Source organism: Streptococcus sp. 20925_1_77, from assembly GCF_041432125.1.
Lineage (GTDB): Bacteria > Bacillota > Bacilli > Lactobacillales > Streptococcaceae > Streptococcus.
The window spans coordinates 55,724-74,829 of the sequence record NZ_JAPVZB010000011.1 but is presented as its reverse complement, the minus strand read 5'-3'; the positions used below and the strand labels follow the sequence as shown (position 1 = coordinate 74,829).

Below are 19,106 nucleotides of genomic sequence, written 5' to 3'. Positions count from 1 at the left end.
GACAATCCAAAAACAATTAAGAGGCTATGACTTCTGCCCCACTCTCTTTTTGCATGGACTTATGGTATACTAGGAAGAGATCATTCACTTATGAAGGAGAAAAAAATGGTTTTACCAAATTTTAAAGAAAACCTCGAAAAATACGCAAAATTGTTGGTGGCGAACGGCATCAACGTGCAACCTGGCCATACCTTGGCTTTGAACATCGATGTGGAACAAAGAGAATTGGCCCACTTGATCGTGAAGGAAGCCTATGCCTTGGGTGCGCACGAAGTCATTGTCCAATGGGCAGATGATTTTACTACCCGGGAAAAATTCCTCCATGCACCGATGGATCGTTTGGACAACGTGCCTGACTACAAGATTGCAGAGATGAACTACCTCTTGGAACACAAGGCTAGTCGTTTGGGTGTCCGTTCTTCTGATCCAGGTGCCTTAAATGGTGTTGATGCAGAGAAGCTTTCGGCTTCTGCTAAGGCTTTGGGCATGGCCATGAAACCAATGCGCATCGCTACTCAATCCAACAAGGTCAGCTGGACAGTTGCTGCTGCAGCAGGTTTAGAATGGGCGAAAAAGGTCTTCCCAAATGCGACGAGCGATGAAGAAGCAGTGGATCTCCTGTGGGATCAAATCTTCAAGACTTGCCGAGTTTACGAGGAAGATCCCGTCAAGGCTTGGGAAGAGCATGCAGCTATTCTCAAGAGCAAGGCGGAGATGCTTAATAAAGAACAATTCTCAGCCCTTCATTACACAGCACCAGGCACCGATTTGACTCTTGGTTTGCCGAAAAACCATGTTTGGGAATCTGCTGGAGCTATCAATGCCCAAGGCGAAGGCTTCTTGCCAAATATGCCGACAGAAGAGGTCTTCACAGCTCCTGACTTCCGTCGTGCAGAAGGTTATGTCACTTCCACAAAACCGCTTAGCTACAATGGGAACATCATCGAAGGCATCAAAGTGACCTTTGAAAATGGAGAAATTGTGGATATCACAGCAGAAAAAGGCGATCAAGTCATGAAAGATTTGGTCTTCAAAAACAAGGGAGCGCGTGCCTTGGGTGAATGTGCCCTCGTCCCAGATCCAAGTCCAATTTCCCAATCAGGCATTACCTTCTTTAATACCCTCTTCGATGAAAATGCCTCTAACCACTTGGCCATCGGGGCAGCCTATGCAACCAGCGTAGAAGGGGGCGCAGAGTTCACAGAAGAAGAACTCGAAGCAGCCGGGCTCAACCGCTCAGACGTCCACGTTGACTTCATGATCGGCTCAAGCCAAATGGATATCGACGGTATCCGTGAGGATGGAACACGCGTACCACTCTTCCGTAATGGAGATTGGGCAATTTAAGGAGAAACTATGATTGGAAGTATGTTTGTCGGTCTTTTGATCGGACTTCTAGCTGGAGCTATCACCAATCGTGGCGAACGCATGGGATGTTTTGGGAAAATGTTCCTGGGCTGGATTGGTGCCTTTTTAGGACAATTACTCTTTGGTGCTTGGGGACCAAGCCTAAACGGTACAGCGATTATCCCATCGATTCTTGGTGCCATGATTTTATTAGCCATCTTCTGGGAAAGAGGAAGCTAGGTTTAACTTGCTAAAACAGATAGAGTGGTTGGAAATCTTCCAACCTCTTTTTTAGTCAAAACTTGATCATCAAAGTAAAATCAGGTATGATGGAAGGTATGTTCTGTTATGATTAAATAAGATAATTATGGCTGTGGTAGACTGGTGAAAAGTTAGTTTAGTTTCTCCGTCTAAGAATGAAACAGTATAGAAAGTAAGAGACATCTATGTTTAAACCCGCAAAAATCGAGTATTTACCGAAAATGAATTTTCGATATCGTTTGTTAAAAGTAGAGAATGAATGGTATTTAATGGAAGTCGATCGGCCAATTATAACAAGTTATTTTCTTCCATGGTTTACCTATTTTGTCCCTCATAAAAGTTATCAGCTAACAGAGGATGAAGTAGAAGCAATAGCTCCGAAAGTGCTTGAAGGAGATAAGAACATGCTTTCAACTCAGACTAAAGTGGGGATCTCAACACTTGGTGCTGGTTCCTTAGCAGTTTTACTAGGTAGAGCTTTTCCGATAGAGGATTATTTATATTTTACTTCCCATCTACTGAATCTAGTGTTAATGATCCTTGTTCTATGTATTGTTGTTGGGCTTCGTATTTGGCTGAGCACTAGGAAAATAGAGACTGGAATGATGGCTTCTAAGAAAGCTAAAAGAATCTATTGTCGCCCAGCAAAATTTAGGATAGTACTAAGAAATCTTTTATTGTTGATAGTTCCTTTGTTTTTGTCAAGTGCAATGATTTACTCAGTTTTGAGTAAAATTAAACCAAATCTAATTGTTCATATGGTCCTATTTGTTACTTCATTTATGTATTTAGCATCAGCTATTTTAGGTTTATATGCTCCAGGCGACGATTTCAAAGCTAAAATCAAGTAGATCCAGTCGAGTAAAACCCAGAAGCAATAGCAGCGTCCATCTGCTTTTGGCCCTTAAAACAATTTTTTAGAAAGGAGCATGCTATGAAAAATGAAAAGAAAGTCGATATTAAGCAGGCGAACAAAGTCTACTTTAAAAGTTTAGCCAATACACGCGCTTCAGCGGCTATGATGATCAATTCGTGGACAGGCGTATTTCTGTTCGCATTTGAAATCCTTTGTTTTTATTCGTATGATGTATCGAAAGGTATAAAACCATTTAGTCATTGGTTTTTTGATATCCTCGTCATCTATTGTCTTTACCATATCATTGCATTTTTCTTGCCGTTAATGGGGGCATTTATATATAGAAGACAAGTGTTGTCAACGACTCTACTCTTATTCACCTATGCAGGGATGTTTTTATCGCTCCAAGTCATGGGCTTGCTCATCATTGTTTCTGCTCTGGCAAATAAAGAATTTGAAGTAGGTTTCCCGAAATATGGCTTCATCGTCATTCCTTTTCTTGTGACTTGTACCTTATTGGGCTTTATTTATCATTATTTTTGGCTTAAGAAGCAGTTAAAGATTGGCTTTTCACCAACTAGAACCCTGGGAAATTATTTCGCAAAATCAAGTAGTTACAGTAGCAATGCCCTAACGATCATCTTCGTCTGCTCCATGATAGGAGCGGCCCTTACTGGCTATTATGGAGTGGTGCTAGGAGTATCCGTAAGCATACTATTCAGTTACGCCTTTACTCAATTGCTGACAGAAGTGGGTTACCTCTTGTATTTGAAAACAAAAAGTAAGGAATACTGGGAGGATGAACCTGAGGATAATCCGACGTTGTGGGATTTACTATGGAATTGGTTAAAAGGCTTCAGTCTGAAAAAAGCTAAACATCGCATTCCGTTAGAAATAGTATGCTATCTATTGATGTTTGTAGCACTTGATCATTTAGGATATGCTGATGCAAAGGTAAGACGACCAATCTGGTTGGTGTGGCTTGTAAGAATGATTACCCTAGGAATTGCCTTGGACTTCTTTATTAGCATGGCACGTACCATCATACGCAAGTTTTCGAATAAAAGGCAAGGCAAAAAATAACAAAAAAATACCTAACCGAGAGCTTTCTCAGTTAGGTATTTTTGTCATTTACGCTATTCTAAAATCAAGAGACCTTCTTTGATTTCAAATGGGTTATTTGGGTTGATGCGGTCATAGAACATGATGCCGTTGGTGTGGTCGATTTCATGTTGAACGACGATGGAGTTGTAGCCTTTGAGTTTGATGCGTTTCTTTTCCCCATCTTTTGTGAAATACTCAACCGTCACGCGGGCATGGCGAACCACATAGCCTGGGACGTTGCGGTCTACAGAGAGACAGCCTTCCCCGTCGCCAAGAGCCGCATCTTGAACAGAATGGGCGACAACCTTTGGATTGTACATGACTTCTTGAAGGCTATAGGCTTCTTTTGGTGGGTTGCCATCGGCATCTTCTGGATTGGGAACCAAAACAGCGATGATTCGTTTAGAGATATCCAGCTGAGGAGCTGCGAGTCCCACTCCTCCACGGAGGCCAAGTTTTTCAGCCATAATAGGGTCTTGAGAATGGTGCAAGAATTGCATCATTTTTTCACCTAGGATAATTTCCTGATCAGACAAAGGGAAGGTCACGTCTTCTGCAACAGCTCGAAGTGTGGGATTTCCTTCGCGGATAATGTCATCCATATCAATCAAATGGGATGCTCTTGTAACTTTTTCAATTGCTTTCATCGTTTTACTCTCACTTTCTTTCTACCCTCCATAATAACACAAAAGAGCCTAAAATTAAAGTTATCTGTCGACGGTTTCCGCATGTTTGATGGACAAATCATTCATCCTTTTTGCATCTAAAATCGTATAGACTCGCCCTTCTCTTTGGACTAAGCCCTCTTCGATCATCTGCTTGATGACGCGGCTAAGGTGGCGGTAGCTGATCCCAAAACGCAGGGCCAGCTGATTCATCTTGGGCTTGAGGGTCCCGTTTTCATCACCATGTTCCAAAAAATGTGTAGCGAGGCGCTCCTTGACCGAATAATGAAAGTTGGCAGGGGCCAAATAGTTGATCTGGTGCAATTTCTCAGCCAAGGTCTTGGCCGTAGAACGCAAAAAGGTCGGGTCCAGCAGGAGGCGGTCCTTGAAATGCCGAGCAGAGAGCTGGACGACTAGTGAGTCTTGGTCTGCAATGACCGATGTGATACAGACCCGATCGAGCAGGAGCTCAATCTCTCCTAACAGTCCAGGTTTTTCTTGGATTTCAAGGATGGTGTCACTACCATTTTCAAGACTGTGGACGATCTTGAGCCGGCCTTTGAGAAAATAAGGAATGACATCTTGGTCAGAACCCTGGCGGCAGATATACTCTCCAGCCTGATAGAGAACGAGGTCCAGCTGACTAAGACAGTCACCTGGAAAGATCTGATCCAATTGGTAGTCAGTGATGATGTCCGTGAGTTTCGTAGATGGGGAAATTTTTTTCATCTCAATCTCCTAAAATAGGACAAATGTCCTATTTTTCTCTTTCTAAATTGATTATACTAGGATTCTATTGAAAATACTAGTTTGAATCTTTTCTAAAAAAATTAGTAAAGTCAAATGTTACCAGTAAAGTGTAGGAAATAAAAAAATGAAAAAAACAATGGAAAGAATCAGTCTCTTGAGCTTGTCGCTCATGCTGATCTCATCATTTTCAATTACAGCCGGTTTGCCGGCTATGAAGGCATATTTTAGCCACTTCGGATATTCAGCAAGTCAGGTAGAACTCTTGGTTTCCCTGCCAGCTTTTGCGGTCGTGGCCATGCTCTTTTTAAATAGCCTGATCGAACGGTGGATGAGTGAGCGCCAGATGATTGTCACAGGGCTCTTGCTCTTTTCAACTAGTGGGCTTTTGCCTTTGGTCGTGCAGGACTATCCTCTCATCTTTCTAAGTCGTTTGCTCTTTGGTTTGGGGACAGGAATGATCAATGCCAAGGCTATTTCAATTATCAGTGAGCGCTACTCAGGCAATGATAAGACCCGGATGCTGGGCTATCGGGGGTCTGCTGAAGTGGTGGGCTCCGCCATCTTGACCTTTATCGTGGGGCAACTCTTGCCTCTAGGCTGGCCAGCGATCTTTGCCGTATATGGTGGTGGTTACTTGATTTTACTCCTCTATATCCTTTTTGTCCCTTATCCTAAGGAGAAAAAACAGGCTAGCTTGAAGGAGAAAAAGAAAGGTTCCGCACGCCTTCGATCCCCTCAATGGCGTTTTAGTCTAATGCTAGCTGTGATTGCTGGTATCATCATTTGCTTCAATTCTATTATTAGCCTGCGCGTGCCGGATATCATCGTTGATGCTCGTATGGGAACGGCGACAACAGCTGGAACCGTCTTGAGTCTGATGCAATTGACAGGGATTGTAGCAGGGGTAGGTTTTGCCAGTTTGACACATGTTTTCAAAAAGAACTTGCTCATGATCATGTGTTTTGGGTTCGGTCTAGCTCTGGCTTTGATTGGCTTGTCCGAACAGCTGTGGAGCTTGGTTCTAGGAACCCTCTTAGCCGGATTTACTTACAGTACGGGAGTCACCAGTATCTTCTATCACCTATCTGAAAAAATCCCGACCAATCTCCTGAACCTTGCGACCTCGCTGGTCTTGATCGGCTGCAATCTCGGATCAGCCCTCTCTTCTTTCTTCATCCAGTTGGTGACGCCACTAGCTCCCTCCAATCATCTGCTCTTTGTCTGGATTGGCGCTTTGATGGTTGGAACAGGAGTCTTCGCCTCACAATTGCTAGCACGAACGAAATGATGGAGAAATCATTTCGTTTTTTTAATTCAATCTATTGCGTCCTGTCACTAGCTCGTGTTATTATAGGAGAAGTGTGAAAAAAAGATTAGTTTAAAGGAAAAAATAATGAAAAGAATCATGGAGAAAGTGAGTATTCTCGCGCTTTCATTTATTTTGACGACCTCGTTTTCGATTTCGAGTGCGCAGTCGGCCATGTTTGCCTATTACAAGGGAATTCCTCATAGCATGATTGAGCTCTTGGTCTCGCTTCCTTCTGCAGGGATCATGGTTTCACTCATCTTCAATAAATGGATTGGGCGCCTATTTTCAGAGCGCCAGATGATTGTGACAGGCTTAGTTGCTTACGCTCTATGTGGCTTTATTCCCTTAATCAGTCCAGCCTATCCGGTTGTCTTTTTGTCTCGGATTATTTTCGGGATGGCGGTTGGCTTGCTCAATGTTTCTGCCATTGCCATTATCAGTGAGCGCTATAAAGGAAAAGAACGCGTTCAAACCCTTGGCATTCGTGGTTCTGCAGAGGTTGTTGGGACGGCCGTTTTAACCTTTGGAGTCAGCCTCTTGATTCGCTTTGGCTGGCAGGCTGCCTTTCTCGTTTACGGCATCAGTATTCCTATCTTACTTTTGTATCTCTTATTTGTGCCTTATGGATCTAAGACAGAAGCAGTGGAGGAAAAACACAAGGATGTGAAGATGACGGGGGGACAATGGCGGACTACGCTCGGCTTAGCGGTCGTTGCGGCAGCTATCGTCTTGTCCAATGTCATGATCACCGTTCGGATTCCAAGTGTGGTAGAACAAGTTGGACATGGCACTGCCCAAACTGCTGGGGTTATATTAGCAGCCATGCAATTTGTTGGGATCTTGGCAGGTTTGGCCTTCTCGCCCTTGACCTATCTATTCCGTGATCGTTTATTATTGGTTTCGGGAGTAGCTTATGGTGTGGCCCAAATGTTGATCGGGGTCTCTCCAAATCTCTTGATTCTTGCCCTTGTAACAATTGCTTCTGGCTTCGCCTACAGTGTGGCTCTCACAACTGTTTATAATGTCTTATCTGATCAGATGCCAGCTGGAGTATTAAGTCAGGCAACATCCATTGCGGTGTTGGGGTGTAGTGCAGGTTCGATCGCAACGACCTTTGTTCTCAGCCTCTTAGGAACTGTCTCCTCAACTCCTGCCTTTATTTTTGGATTTTCTGGTATCCTCATGATCCTGATTTCCTTTTTTGGCCTTTGGATTGTGCGAAAGAGCGGGAAGTAATCATGCGTCTAGATAAATTTTTAGTGGATTGTGGCGTGGGGAGTAGGACCGAGGTCAAGCAGCTTCTCAAGCAAAATAAAATCGCAGTGAATGGAAAAAAAGAGACAGCAGGAAAACTACAGATTGATCCAGACAAGGATCAGGTGACCTTTATGGGAGAAGACCTGGTCCATGAAACCTTCGTGTATTATCTGCTCAATAAACCAGCTGGGGTCATCTCAGCGACTGAAGATGATCATCACCAAACTGTGATGGATTTATTGGATGAGACAGCCCGTCACAAGGAAGTCTTTCCTGTCGGGCGCTTAGATATCGATACCCATGGCTTACTCCTTTTGACCAATAATGGCAAGCTCGCCCATGCCATGCTTTCGCCGAAGAAGCATGTGTCGAAGATCTACCGTGCCCAGGTGGCTGGGATCATGGATGAGGTAGATGTAGCCCGTTTTGAAGCAGGCATTGACCTCAAAGACTTTACCACCCTGCCCGCGAGATTGCAGATCGTAGAGGTGAATGAGACAAATGCCAGCTCCTACGTCGAAATCGAAATCGCTGAAGGAAAATTCCATCAGGTCAAGCGCATGGTCGCTGCCTGTGGTAAGGAAGTGGTGGATTTAGAGCGGATTTCTATGGGTCCTCTAACGCTAGATCCAACTCTTCCATTGGGAGAATGGCGGAGACTCCATCCTTCTGAACTCAAGTCCCTAGAGGTCTTCGGAGTTCCCTTATAAGAAAAAAACCAAGAGGCTGGGACAAAAGTCCTAGCCTCTCAATTATTTTTAGATTTTCGAGCAAGACGCAGTGGTTGAGTGGGCTCTACTACGCTGATTTCATCAGCTTTTACAGCCCTACTCAACTGTGCGCAGGTGGGACGACGAAATCGAATTCTAACGAATTACCGATTTCTGTCCCACTCTCTATTTTTTCTTTGTTTCAAAAAAATGTACTTAAAATACAAAAAGCATATATATTAGCTTGTCTTCTCAAAGTAAATCAATTATAATGAAACAAGATAGGTTGTGTATAAAATCACAATATGTAGTGATAATTTTTCGACTCACATACCTTATCTAGTAAACGTAGAAAAAGGAGAAAAATCGTTTATGAAAAAGTGGCTCTATTCTGTTGTGACAGCAGTTGCCCTATTTTTACTAGCGGCTTTAGGATTTGCCAAACCAAATAGTATAGCTAAAGTCCATGCAGATACTATTAATAGTGTAGTCAAATCTGTAAACATTTCGAAATCAACTGGTGGAGCGATTACAGATCCACTCGGTGTTTGGGAGAGCTTTCAAGTTGAAGCAGACTTTGAGTTGCCGAATGGGAGTGTAAAAGCAGGGGATCAGACTGAAATCCAACTTGGAGATGGCTTTAAGGTCTTTGAAACGGACACCATTGACCTGCTGGATCCAAGTGGTCAAAAGGTTGCGACAGCAACGGTAGATGATCAAAGAAAAAAGATTACAGTGACCTATACGGACTATCCTGAAAGAATGGCCAATGTGACAGGGAAACTGCGTTTCTTTGCGCGTGTAGACCACCAAGTTGTCAAAGGACAAAAGACACTTGAATTCAAACTTAAAATCGGTAAAGATGTGATTCCAGGTGGGAATATCGATTACAAAGGGGTCAATCCAGGTGAGAATCCTCCTACTCCAGAAGTCTTTAGCAAGTGGGGTTGGACCAATTCAGATGATAAATTAAAATTGACCTATACCTTGAATATCAATCAAGGCCACACAGCCCTTCATAATATTGATATCAAAGACCACTTGGCCTTTACAGATGGGAAGATCAAGGCAGATTCTGTTAACATCCATACAGGAACTTGGCAGGTTAGTGATGAAGATGGGGCTTATCATTTACGAGACACCACAAATGTCACGAAAAATTATTCCCCTGTTGTCAGTGCTGATGGTCAATCTCTAACGGTTCATATTGGAGATCTAGCTCCAGAACAAGGAATGACGATTCGCTATGATGTCTATTTGGACAAGGTCCCAGCCATCAATACATCCTTTAAAAACAATGCTAGCATGACAGCTACAGAAATCAAGGAGCAAAATAAGGTAGCAGACATTCTGTATCAGTTCTTTGATGGACACTTCAATGGTGAGAAGTACTCATTCACCATTCATAAAAAAGGTGAAAATGGCCAAGCGCTTGCAGGTGCCGTCTTTGCTGTGACGGCAGATGATACAGGAGAGCAAGTTGGAACCATCGAAACTAATGAGGATGGAATAGGCACTATTACGGGCTTGATCAAGCAGGCTTATACAGTTCAAGAGATCAAGGCTCCAACAGGCTATGTTCTCTCTAAAGAACCTATCAAGATCAGCAAGGACGATTTTGGAAATGACCTTGCGATTTCTCGTGATGTTGTGAACCAAAAAGAAAAAACAAGTGTCTCTGGCCAAAAGACATGGAATGATAATGATAACCAAGATGGCAAGCGTCCGTCAAAAATCACAGTCAATCTCCTAGCAAATGGTGTCAAAGTCGCTTCTAAAGAAGTGAAACCAGATGCTACAGGAACGTGGGCCTATCATTTTGATAATCTCGATGTGGTCGATGATGCTGGTAATGTCATTGCCTACACTATTTCAGAAGAACCTGTCGAAGGTTATGAAACAACTATTGAGGGAACCAATATTACCAACACTCGTACACCAGAAGTTGTTGAAATTCCAGTAACGAAGATTTGGAAAGACAATGATAATCAAGATGGTGTTCGTCCTGACAAGGTTACTGTTCGTCTCCTTGCAGATGGTACAGAAGTAGCTAGCCAAGAGCTAAGTGCAGCAACTGATTGGAAGACAGTCTTTACCAATCTTCCAAAATACAATCACGGCAAACAAATTGTCTACACAGTCACAGAAGACACAGTAGCCAATTACTCTGCTGCGATTGATGGAACAACCATTACCAATAGCTACAAGCCAGGTAAAACCAGCGCTACTGTTACAAAACGTTGGGAAGACAACAATGACCAAGATGGCAAACGTCCAAGCGCCATTAAGGTACAGCTCTATGCAGATGGCAAAGCTCAAGGAAAAGAAGTGGAACTTTCTGCTAAAAATAACTGGACTCATACCTTTAGCAATTTGCCTCTAAAAGCGAAAGGCAAAGAGATCCAGTACCAAGTGAAAGAAGTTGGGACAGTCAAAGGCTATACAAGTACGGTCGATGACAGTAACAAGGGAAATGTAGTGATCACCAATAGCCGCACACCAGAAGTAACAGAAGTAGCGGTCAAGAAGATCTGGGATGATGCAGACAATAAAGAGGGTCTTCGTCCTGAAAAAATCACAGTTCGTCTCCTTGCGGATGGTCAAGAAGTAGCTGTAAAAGAAATCACAGCTACTGATAATTGGCAGGCAAGCTTCACGGATCTACCTGTATACAAGGAAGGTAAGAAGATTGCCTACACGATTACAGAGGATCCAGTAGCAGGTTATACAAGCAACATTGATGGTTTCACGGTAACCAACCGTCATACGCCACCAACAACACCTCCTACCACACCACCAAGCACACCGCCAACGACTCCGCCAACAACACCTCCTACAACGCCACCTACAACTCCACCGACGACACCACCAACAACGCCGCCAAGCACACCGGAAAAACCAGAAACTCCAACTACACCAAAAGAAGGGAAGAAAAAAATTCTTCCATCAACTGGTGAAGTTGTTGCTTACGGGTTGACAATACTCGGTGCCCTCTTAGCAGTTTTTGCTTTGGCTTTGCTCTTGCGTGGTAAACGGAAAGAGAAATAAGCTTCATACCGATAAAGAGGCTGGGACAAAAGTCCTAGCCTCTCAATTATTTTTGGATTGTCGAGCAAGACGCAGTGGTTGAGTGGGCTCTACTACGCTGATTTCATCAGCTTTTACAGCCCTACTCAACTGTGCGGAGGTGGGACGACGAAATCAAATTCTAACGAATTACCGATTTCTGTCCCACTCTCTTTTGAATAAGTTGTTTGAAGAATGATCCATCAAACCGTCCAAATTCCCAAGGTTTTTTTAGAAAAGAGAAAAGGTCCTCTTAAAGGAAACATAAGTGTTTGACAGAAAGATGAAATCTTGGTAGAATAAGAAGGTCGAATAGACAACTAACTCTTTCTTGGTAGCAGGATATGCCAAACCTGCCACTCGGATAGAGCATAAAGAAAAGGAGCTTATCATGGCAATCTCAAAAGAGAAAAAAAATGAAATCATTGCACAATACGCACGTCACGAAGGTGACACTGGTTCAGTAGAAGTACAAGTTGCTGTCCTTACTTGGGAAATCAACCACTTGAACGAACACATCAAACAACACAAAAAAGACCACGCTACTTACCGTGGTTTGATGAAGAAAATCGGTCGCCGTCGTAACTTGTTGGCTTACCTTCGTACAAATGACGTTAACCGTTACCGTGAGTTGATCAACTCTCTTGGACTTCGTCGTTAATCATGATGCTAAGGGCGCCAAAAATCCGTATGAAAATAGGGAAACGACACAGTGTTCGATGAACACAAGGAGTTTCATCTTTTTCACTAGGATTTTAGCCCGAGCTCAAAACAGCTCTCTGGATTCAGGGGGCTGTTTTCTTGTCTTTTCCTTATCGAACAAGATCCATCATTCTGAGGAAGTCGTTTTGTTTGACAGATGTAATATCTAGAGTTACAATTGATGCATCATAAGAAATAGAGGTTATCGATATGATTGAAATTACATATCTAGACGGTGCAAAACAAGAAAGAGTCATGCATTTTGATTCCTACGAAGAGTTTGAACGCTCCCAACAAGCCTGCTTGATTGGGGTAGCAGATTTTTATCCTGTTGTGAAACTGACCTATAATGGGTATGAATTGGATTACCAAGGGACTTACGGAGATGTCTTCTTCTATTTGATGAAGCAAGATTTGACGCAGTACCAAAACTAAAGGAGAAAGAAAATGGCAAAAGCAATTACAGACGCAACATTTGAAGCAGAAACCAAAGAAGGCTTGGTCTTGGTAGACTTTTGGGCAACCTGGTGTGGTCCATGTCGCATGCAAGCTCCTATTTTAGAAAAATTATCGGAAGAACTTTCGGAAGATGAGTTAAAAATCCTGAAAATGGACGTGGATGAAAATCCAGAAACAGCGCGTGCTTTCGGCATTATGTCCATCCCAACCTTGCTCTTTAAAAAAGATGGGCAGGTTGTTAAACAAGTAGCAGGAGTGCATACCGCAGCACAAATTAAGGCCATTGTGGCAGAGTTGAGTTAATATCATAAGCACACTTCCAGTAGTAAAATGGGAGTGCTTTTATATATCCAAAGAAAGAGCCCTGCCCTCTTAAATGAGGAGCAAGGCTCTTTTGTCTTCAATAATTTTTTTCACGAAAAGTGACTTGAAAATATTTGGAGGGTTTTACATTCACTGTGCAATAGTTAGTATTGAAAAGATTGAATGGCTTTTTTCAACTCATCTTGTAAAACGTTTCTTTGATCAAGTTGAATATAGACTTCTAACAGACAGGATCTAAGGTTGGAAAATTTATAAAAATCTTCCCTTTCTTCTATCAGAAAGTCAAGCGTTTTTATCCAAGAAGCTACTTGTTCTTGCTCGATTTTTCCTTGCAAAATAGGTTCATAGAGCACTCTAGCTAAACGCCAATCTTCATCATCAGTAAAACGAATTGAAATTCTTTTAAAGATTTGACCAAGTGTGTTAAAGACTTTATGAACTTTGTCATTAGGAAAGTCTGGATGACAAACTACTTCTGTCAAAAGATCAGCTCCATGCGCAAAAGCGTGAACCCAGCCATACTGACTGGAAAAACCTGTTGTATCCTTTTCTTTTTCAAGATAATGTAAACCTTGATCCAGTAAAATATATCTTATATCAGCTTTTAATCTTTGATAAAAAATCGATTGTTGGTTGGCATCTGCAGACAAGAGATTGGCATAAACGAGTGCTCTAAAAGAACGCTCAAGTGTTGATAGCCCAATCTTATCAATCTCTTTTTCTATTCCTTCGTCGGATGAAATCGTCTCAGCAATGAAATGAAATTGTTCCCGTGTAAAGAGTTCTTCCTGAATCCCTCTAGCCAAGCTTGTAAAAACGAGATCATCGCGAATTTCTGGTGAAGGATCACCCAAATGTTCCAGCAACCACTGGATTTCTTCCCGACTATAGCTTGGTTTTTCTTCTGTCACTTTACTTTGTAATTCTTGATACATCCCTAGCACCTCTGCATTTTTACTAGCTTATTTTAGAGTTAGCTGTAGAGGAGTCTATTCTCCCAATTCTGCACTGTAAGCAATAATTTGATCGACAGTGTCTGAAAGGAATTGGATGGTATCGCGAAGTGGTTTGTCAGTTGAGATATCTGCTCCGATGATCATGGCTGACTCAAGTGGGGTCTTGCTGCCACCTGATTTGAGGAGGTCTAGCCAATCTTTCGCTCCATTTTCGGAGTTTTTCAAATGCAAGTATCCCGCTGTTGAGATAACCAAGCCAGCTGAGTAGGTGTAGCTGTAAAGCCCCATGTAGTAGTGGCTTTGACGCATCCAGGTCAAAGCTGCGTCGTCATCGATTTCAACGGCATCGCCCCAGAATTCGGTCAAGACTTCCTTCATGATGCTGTTGAGCTTGCTAGCGCCGAAGGTACCACCTTCTTCGATCAAGGTGTAGACCTTGCGTTGGAAGGCTGCTTCCAACAAGTGGGTGATGAAGTTATGGAAGTAGGTATCTGTCAAACGGTGAGCCAAAGCAAAGCGTTTTTGACGAGGGTCGTCAAACTGATGTTCCAAATAGTCGCTGAGGAGGAGCTCGTTAAAGGTAGAAGGAGCTTCCACATAGTAGGTCGACATGTGGGCGTTGAAGTAGCTTTGGTTGTTGTCTGAGAAGATAAACTGACCAGAGTGTCCGATCTCGTGGATCAGGGTGTAGACATCGCTCATGCGTCCTGTCCAGCTCATGAGGACATAAGGATGAACGCGGTATGGATCGGCTGCATAACCACCAGAATCCTTACCTTCATTGGCTGCGAAATCAACCCAGCGTTCGGTTTGGTAGCGGGCAATTTCGCGGGAATATTCTTCCCCAAGAGGTGCCACAGATTTCATGACCAAATCATAGGCATCATCAATGGTGACATCTGGGTTGAGCGCGCTGTCCAAATCCAACTTCCAATCAGCAAAGGTCATTTTCTCAAGACCGTTGACCTTGGCCACGTGTTTGAGGAATTTTTGAGCGACCGGAGCGAAGTCCTTCATGATCAGGTCAATCTGACGATCAAACATAGAGCGATCCACTTCCTGCTCAGCTAGGAGATAGTCAAAGACAGAATCGTAGCCCCGCATATCTGCAATCAGTTTTTCAGACTTAACTTGAGCTAGATAGGTAGCTGCAGCAGTGTTTTGGTGCTTGCGAAGACCTTCTGAGAAGGAACGAAAGGCTTTTTCACGGACTTCCGCATTCTCATGGTTTTGGTAGAAGTTTTCATAGGTGACAAAACTATTTTTGTAGACTTTTCCATTCACTTCAAAATCAGCCATTTCAAAGTCACCCGCCCGCATCTTGGTATAGATGTCTTGTGGTCCGTAGAAGACTTCACCCAGGTTGGTCAAAGTTTTTTCCACATCAGCTCCCAAGTAGTGGGCTTTTTTGATTTTAGCCTGACGAATGGCATAAGTGAGGTGAGGGAGTTGCCCGAGGCGTTCGAGGACTTCTTCATCCGCTTCGACCAAAGCATCGTCAAAGAAGGAAAGTTCGACGCTTGCCCAAGTTTCGAAATCCATCCCCGCTTGGGCAATTTCCGCAAAAGCTTCATCGCCAAAGTCAGTCGTTTGTGGCATAAAGCTGTAGTTGCCAATGTGGCTGAGTTGAATCTGAATTTGTTCAAAGACCGCAAAAGCAGCTTCAAAGTCTTCAAAGGTGTGGAGCTTGCCCTTGTAGTTACGGACAAATTCATTGATTTCTTCACGTGTTTTTTCAATGGCACGCAAGAAGTCTTCCTGGTCTTGGTAGAGGGCTGTGAGGTCCCAGAGTTCGTTCTCAGGAAATTCAGAACGTTTTTTTAATTCCATAGTGTTCTCCTTTTGATCGGTGTTCTTCCTTAAGTATAGCAGAAAAAAGGACAGAAACATAGAGGGAGAGGGGAAAATGCTTGTGTAAAAATCTTGAAAAGAGCTGGAAAAATTGACCATTTTTGATATACTAGGATAGATATGAGGAGGTTTTTATGAAAAAGGTTATGATTTCATTACTGGCGGGTGCGTCCGTTCTAGCTCTGGTGGCTTGTACGCCCAAACGTTACGAGCGCCAAAGTAAACCAAAGACAGCAACGTCATCAGCTGTCAAAAAAGAAAAGAAGGATACAGGTCAGAAGTATTATCAAGAGGTTTTGGAGCGGTATGCTAAGTATGATACAGCTCTTAAAAATGGCGATAAGTCAGGCCTGTTTGCGGAATTAGGTAAGATAAAATCTGGCTCAGAAGAAAGCATCTATCTAGATGCTTTGGAGCGCTTAGGAACTCCGGTAACCTTCCAATATGCTTTTACAGACTTGAACAAAGATGGTGTGGATGAGCTCTTGGTGTCTAATCAATACACGGGAAACAAACAGTATGTTTCTGCCATCTATTACCTCAAGGGTCAAAAAGCTAAATTGCTCCATACAGCTTATACAGCTGCGGTGGGTGGTTATCGCTCCAGCTTAGACCTTTTTGATAATGGGCAAATTGTCTACGCCACTTGGCAATCTGTGAGCCCAGACCGGGAATTAACCCTTTATTCGCTAGGAAAAGGGGAAGCCAAGGAAGAAAAGAAAGCAACCATTCAAATTGGTGGTGACCAAACAGCAGAGCAGGCTCTTGGGATGTCAGCCAAGCAGTTGGACCTCAGTAAACTAGACTGGAAAAACTTTGACGGTTCAGGCGATTCCAAATCAACAGCAAAAGCAGAAGAGAAAAAATCAGAAAGTTTCCAAGTGCAAGTCAGTGTGTCGGATCTTCGTATTCGAAAAGAACCATCTACTTCAGCGCCCTCTGCAGGGATGATCACAAAAGGCACTCACACTATTACGGAAACCGTAGAGGCGGATGGTCATACCTGGGGCAAATTGGAATCTGGACAAGGCTGGATTGCCCTTGACTATACAACGCGAGTGGATGGTTCTAAATCAGCAAGCACAAGTAAGAAAAGCAGCGGAATGAACATTCAAGAAATTCAGAACGGTGATTTTTCAAGTATTGCAGGGACCTGGAGAAATGGGAAAGGTTGGACGCTTGTGTTTGATGGTGCTGGATCGTCAGATCAGGTTTTCTTGAACGGTGAAAATATGCTGGTCAATCGAATTCAACAAACAGATAATCACCTTAGTGGAGGATTCAGTAATCCTAAGTATAAGGTGGGTGGTGCAATTATAAGATTCATTCCAGCAGGAACTTCCCTACCTGTATACGTTGAACAAATAGCAGATCCTTCTGATATTGGAAAAGACCGCATTTGGACAGGTCAATCAGCAGGTTGGGAAGCAAGTGACTTCTTCTACCGTGTGGACTAAAGGAGTAATACTATGAGAAAACTGATGATTTTATTCCTAACAGGTGCGTCTGTTCTTTCTTTAGTCGCCTGTGCTCCCAAACGTTACGAGCGCCAAAGTAAACCGAAAACGGCAAGCTCTTCATCGGTCAAAAAAGATAAGGAGAATACAGGACAAAAGAACTATCAAGAAGTATTAGATCGCTACAAGGCTTATGCAACCGCAATTAATGCCAAAGACCAAACGGCTTTACAAAATGAACTGAAGAAGATTGAAGCAACTTCAGAAGAATATGCGTATGTCTTTAACCTTCAAACACTTGGAAGCACTAATGAGTGGCACTATGCTTTTGAGGATCTTAATCGTGATGGTAATGATGAACTGCTGATTGGGGATGGCAAAACGATTGCTGCTGTGTATTATTTGAAAGATAAGCAGCCAACCTTGCTCCATGTAGCCTATGTGGCTTCTGCAGGTGGCTATCGCTCTAGCTTAGATCTTTTTGACAATGGACAAATCGTCTATGCTACTTGGCAATCTGTGAATCCAGAAATGGAATTGACCCTTTATTCGCTAGGAAAAGGGGAAGCCAAGGAAGAAAAGAAAGCAACCATTCAAATTGGTGGGAAGGAAACGGCAGAACAGGCTATTGGGATTTCAGCCAAGAAGTTGGACCTTAGTAAGCTTGATTGGAAAACGTTTGATGGTTCAGGAGACTCTAAATCAACAGCGAAAGCAGAAGAGAAAAAATCAGAAAGCTTCCAAGTACAAGTTAGCGTAGCTGATCTTCGTATTCGGAAAGAACCGTCTACTTCAGCTCCCTCTGCAGGAATGATCGCAAAAGGAACTCACACCATTACGGAAACTGTAGACGCGGATGGTCATACTTGGGGCAAATTGGAATCTGGACAAGGCTGGATCGCTCTTGACTATACAACGCGAGTGAGTGGAAATGCCGAATCAGCTCCTGCCAAAACAAAGACTGGTATGAATCTAGATGAAATAAAAGCTGGAAATTTCTCAAGTGTAGCAGGAGTATGGGAAAATAAGCACGGAACTAGTATTGAGTTTGATGCGCAAGGAATTGTGAAAGTCAATGGTAGTGCTGTCAATGGTGTTCAATTTTCTGGTTTTTACTTCAAGGAAGGCAATTTACACGGAGTTAGTCGGATGCCCGGCGCAACGAACGAAACGCCTATTCTTTTCATTCCTTCAAGAGAAGGTGGCAGTGAATCCATTTACTGGAGTAAGAGTGATGCTACGAATGGGAACGATTTGTACTACCGTGTGAACTAAAAAATAAGGAGACAAACATGAAAAAAATTGGAACCTATTTACTAGCTGCAGCCCTCTTGCTTTCCCTAGCAGCCTGCGCTCCGAAACGCTATGAGCGTAAGCATGCTCCAGTAGGATCTTCATCCGTCAAGAAGTCCTCTGGTGAGCCCCAAGAAAAAGAGAAGAGGGAAGAAAAGCAGTCAGATGAAAAGGACAAAGAAGCCATTGGGACCTTGTCAAAAGCGGACCAAGCGGATATCTATTCGATTATTGAAAACAGTGCGTCTTTGACCTATTCACTTCAGGTGCAACCGACTCGCTTGCTAGAGTTGAATAATGACCACGGCGCGGTTGATGGTTACCCACAAGACATGTTCATTGATTATTACAATACCTACACGCCGGGAACCTATAATCTGCAAGCTATCATTGATAAATTGAACGCAAAAGAAACATCGGACTCAATCCGCAGTCTTTCACAAGACAAGCTGATCCAGCTTACAAATGAAAAGAAAGACGGCTGGATCTATTCGACAAAAGACAAGGCCTTCTATGAAGTTGTTCCTGGCGGTCGTGGGGGAGCGATGCCACCGATGGAAATCCCTTCACCGGATGAATGGGTGATCAATGAAGATTCAGTTGAAGTGACAACGACTATCCAAGGAACTTCTGAACCATACAGACGTTTTGTCTTGAAACGCAACAACAAGAACTACAAGGGTGGAACACATAAAACACGCTTTTATGTGGATAGTACAGAATTCGTGAAATCGTAAAA

General features: G+C 43.1%; 18 protein-coding genes. 14 read left to right on the top strand and 4 right to left on the bottom strand.

What is annotated here, in order from left to right:
- Positions 1–105 precede the first annotated feature (105 nt).
- From O3626_RS07150 to O3626_RS07135, 4 genes are all read left to right on the top strand, one after another.
- A complete protein-coding gene (locus O3626_RS07150; RefSeq protein WP_371496097.1) occupies positions 106–1,347 on the top strand; it encodes an aminopeptidase in 1,242 nt (413 codons plus the stop codon).
- A gap of 9 nt (positions 1,348–1,356) precedes the next feature.
- On the top strand, positions 1,357–1,587 hold the full coding sequence (locus O3626_RS07145; protein WP_003010011.1) for a GlsB/YeaQ/YmgE family stress response membrane protein: 231 nt from the start codon (positions 1,357–1,359) through the stop codon (positions 1,585–1,587).
- A gap of 206 nt (positions 1,588–1,793) precedes the next feature.
- Positions 1,794–2,459: a DUF443 family protein gene (locus O3626_RS07140; protein WP_371496094.1), complete on the top strand. Its 666-nt coding sequence runs from the start codon at positions 1,794–1,796 to the stop codon at positions 2,457–2,459.
- Positions 2,460–2,542: 83 nt separating this feature from the next.
- The gene (locus O3626_RS07135; protein WP_371496092.1) at positions 2,543–3,547 is read left to right on the top strand and encodes a hypothetical protein; all 1,005 of its coding nucleotides are present in this window, start codon (positions 2,543–2,545) and stop codon (positions 3,545–3,547) included.
- A gap of 53 nt (positions 3,548–3,600) precedes the next feature.
- On the opposite strand, the gene def is transcribed toward O3626_RS07135, so the two are convergent.
- Positions 3,601–4,215: a peptide deformylase gene (def, locus tag O3626_RS07130; RefSeq protein WP_003010019.1), complete on the bottom strand. Its 615-nt coding sequence runs from the start codon at positions 4,213–4,215 to the stop codon at positions 3,601–3,603.
- A 60-nt stretch (positions 4,216–4,275) separates the two neighbouring features.
- Positions 4,276–4,962, bottom strand: coding sequence for a cyclic nucleotide-binding domain-containing protein (locus tag O3626_RS07125; protein ID WP_269796530.1), 687 nt, complete (start codon positions 4,960–4,962; stop codon positions 4,276–4,278).
- 145 nt (positions 4,963–5,107) lie between these two features.
- Here O3626_RS07125 and O3626_RS07120 point away from each other — a divergent pair, with 145 nt between their 5' ends.
- From O3626_RS07120 to trxA, 7 genes are all read left to right on the top strand, one after another.
- Positions 5,108–6,271, top strand: a complete 1,164-nt coding sequence (locus O3626_RS07120) for an MFS transporter (RefSeq protein WP_371496090.1) — start codon at positions 5,108–5,110, stop codon at positions 6,269–6,271.
- A gap of 105 nt (positions 6,272–6,376) precedes the next feature.
- Positions 6,377–7,528: an MFS transporter gene (locus tag O3626_RS07115; protein ID WP_371496088.1), complete on the top strand. Its 1,152-nt coding sequence runs from the start codon at positions 6,377–6,379 to the stop codon at positions 7,526–7,528.
- A 2-nt stretch (positions 7,529–7,530) separates the two neighbouring features.
- Complete coding sequence (locus O3626_RS07110) at positions 7,531–8,259, top strand: pseudouridine synthase (RefSeq protein WP_371496086.1); 729 nt, start codon at positions 7,531–7,533, stop codon at positions 8,257–8,259.
- 372 nt (positions 8,260–8,631) lie between these two features.
- Positions 8,632–11,307: a Cna B-type domain-containing protein gene (locus tag O3626_RS07105; protein ID WP_371496084.1), complete on the top strand. Its 2,676-nt coding sequence runs from the start codon at positions 8,632–8,634 to the stop codon at positions 11,305–11,307.
- 409 nt (positions 11,308–11,716) lie between these two features.
- Complete coding sequence (gene rpsO / locus O3626_RS07100; protein ID WP_003004251.1) at positions 11,717–11,986, top strand: 30S ribosomal protein S15; 270 nt, start codon at positions 11,717–11,719, stop codon at positions 11,984–11,986.
- A 251-nt stretch (positions 11,987–12,237) separates the two neighbouring features.
- Positions 12,238–12,462, top strand: coding sequence for a DUF4649 family protein (locus tag O3626_RS07095; RefSeq protein ID WP_021154401.1), 225 nt, complete (start codon positions 12,238–12,240; stop codon positions 12,460–12,462).
- A gap of 12 nt (positions 12,463–12,474) precedes the next feature.
- Entirely contained in the window at positions 12,475–12,789 is a 315-nt protein-coding gene (gene trxA, locus O3626_RS07090; protein WP_003013593.1) for a thioredoxin, read from the top strand.
- 164 nt (positions 12,790–12,953) lie between these two features.
- Here the strand turns inward: trxA and O3626_RS07085 are convergent, their stop codons facing one another.
- Positions 12,954–13,745 carry a DUF2785 domain-containing protein gene (locus tag O3626_RS07085; protein ID WP_150905274.1) on the bottom strand — a complete coding sequence of 264 codons (792 nt, stop codon included), beginning with the start codon at positions 13,743–13,745 and terminating at the stop codon, positions 12,954–12,956.
- A gap of 54 nt (positions 13,746–13,799) precedes the next feature.
- On the bottom strand, positions 13,800–15,596 hold the full coding sequence (pepF, locus tag O3626_RS07080; RefSeq protein ID WP_371496081.1) for an oligoendopeptidase F: 1,797 nt from the start codon (positions 15,594–15,596) through the stop codon (positions 13,800–13,802).
- A gap of 155 nt (positions 15,597–15,751) precedes the next feature.
- On the opposite strand from pepF, the gene O3626_RS07075 reads away from it, so the two are divergent.
- The 3 genes from O3626_RS07075 to O3626_RS07065 are packed head-to-tail and all read left to right on the top strand — an operon-like array spanning position 15,752 to position 19,104.
- Positions 15,752–17,074: a DUF6287 domain-containing protein gene (locus O3626_RS07075; protein ID WP_371496079.1), complete on the top strand. Its 1,323-nt coding sequence runs from the start codon at positions 15,752–15,754 to the stop codon at positions 17,072–17,074.
- A gap of 12 nt (positions 17,075–17,086) precedes the next feature.
- The gene (locus tag O3626_RS07070; protein ID WP_272145021.1) at positions 17,087–18,349 is read left to right on the top strand and encodes a DUF6287 domain-containing protein; all 1,263 of its coding nucleotides are present in this window, start codon (positions 17,087–17,089) and stop codon (positions 18,347–18,349) included.
- 17 nt (positions 18,350–18,366) lie between these two features.
- Positions 18,367–19,104 (top strand): hypothetical protein, encoded by a 738-nt coding sequence (locus tag O3626_RS07065; protein ID WP_272145019.1) that lies wholly within the window; start codon positions 18,367–18,369, stop codon positions 19,102–19,104.
- The last annotated feature ends 2 nt before the right edge of the window (positions 19,105–19,106 follow it).

Coding starts and splice junctions, on each gene's coding strand:
- O3626_RS07150 (WP_371496097.1), top strand. CDS start 106: ATGGTTTTACCAAATTTTAAAGAAAACCTCGAAAAATACGCAAAATTG.
- O3626_RS07145 (WP_003010011.1), top strand. CDS start 1,357: ATGATTGGAAGTATGTTTGTCGGTCTTTTGATCGGACTTCTAGCTGGA.
- O3626_RS07140 (WP_371496094.1), top strand. CDS start 1,794: ATGTTTAAACCCGCAAAAATCGAGTATTTACCGAAAATGAATTTTCGA.
- O3626_RS07135 (WP_371496092.1), top strand. CDS start 2,543: ATGAAAAATGAAAAGAAAGTCGATATTAAGCAGGCGAACAAAGTCTAC.
- def (WP_003010019.1), bottom strand. CDS start 4,215: ATGAAAGCAATTGAAAAAGTTACAAGAGCATCCCATTTGATTGATATG.
- O3626_RS07125 (WP_269796530.1), bottom strand. CDS start 4,962: ATGAAAAAAATTTCCCCATCTACGAAACTCACGGACATCATCACTGAC.
- O3626_RS07120 (WP_371496090.1), top strand. CDS start 5,108: ATGAAAAAAACAATGGAAAGAATCAGTCTCTTGAGCTTGTCGCTCATG.
- O3626_RS07115 (WP_371496088.1), top strand. CDS start 6,377: ATGAAAAGAATCATGGAGAAAGTGAGTATTCTCGCGCTTTCATTTATT.
- O3626_RS07110 (WP_371496086.1), top strand. CDS start 7,531: ATGCGTCTAGATAAATTTTTAGTGGATTGTGGCGTGGGGAGTAGGACC.
- O3626_RS07105 (WP_371496084.1), top strand. CDS start 8,632: ATGAAAAAGTGGCTCTATTCTGTTGTGACAGCAGTTGCCCTATTTTTA.
- rpsO (WP_003004251.1), top strand. CDS start 11,717: ATGGCAATCTCAAAAGAGAAAAAAAATGAAATCATTGCACAATACGCA.
- O3626_RS07095 (WP_021154401.1), top strand. CDS start 12,238: ATGATTGAAATTACATATCTAGACGGTGCAAAACAAGAAAGAGTCATG.
- trxA (WP_003013593.1), top strand. CDS start 12,475: ATGGCAAAAGCAATTACAGACGCAACATTTGAAGCAGAAACCAAAGAA.
- O3626_RS07085 (WP_150905274.1), bottom strand. CDS start 13,745: ATGTATCAAGAATTACAAAGTAAAGTGACAGAAGAAAAACCAAGCTAT.
- pepF (WP_371496081.1), bottom strand. CDS start 15,596: ATGGAATTAAAAAAACGTTCTGAATTTCCTGAGAACGAACTCTGGGAC.
- O3626_RS07075 (WP_371496079.1), top strand. CDS start 15,752: ATGAAAAAGGTTATGATTTCATTACTGGCGGGTGCGTCCGTTCTAGCT.
- O3626_RS07070 (WP_272145021.1), top strand. CDS start 17,087: ATGAGAAAACTGATGATTTTATTCCTAACAGGTGCGTCTGTTCTTTCT.
- O3626_RS07065 (WP_272145019.1), top strand. CDS start 18,367: ATGAAAAAAATTGGAACCTATTTACTAGCTGCAGCCCTCTTGCTTTCC.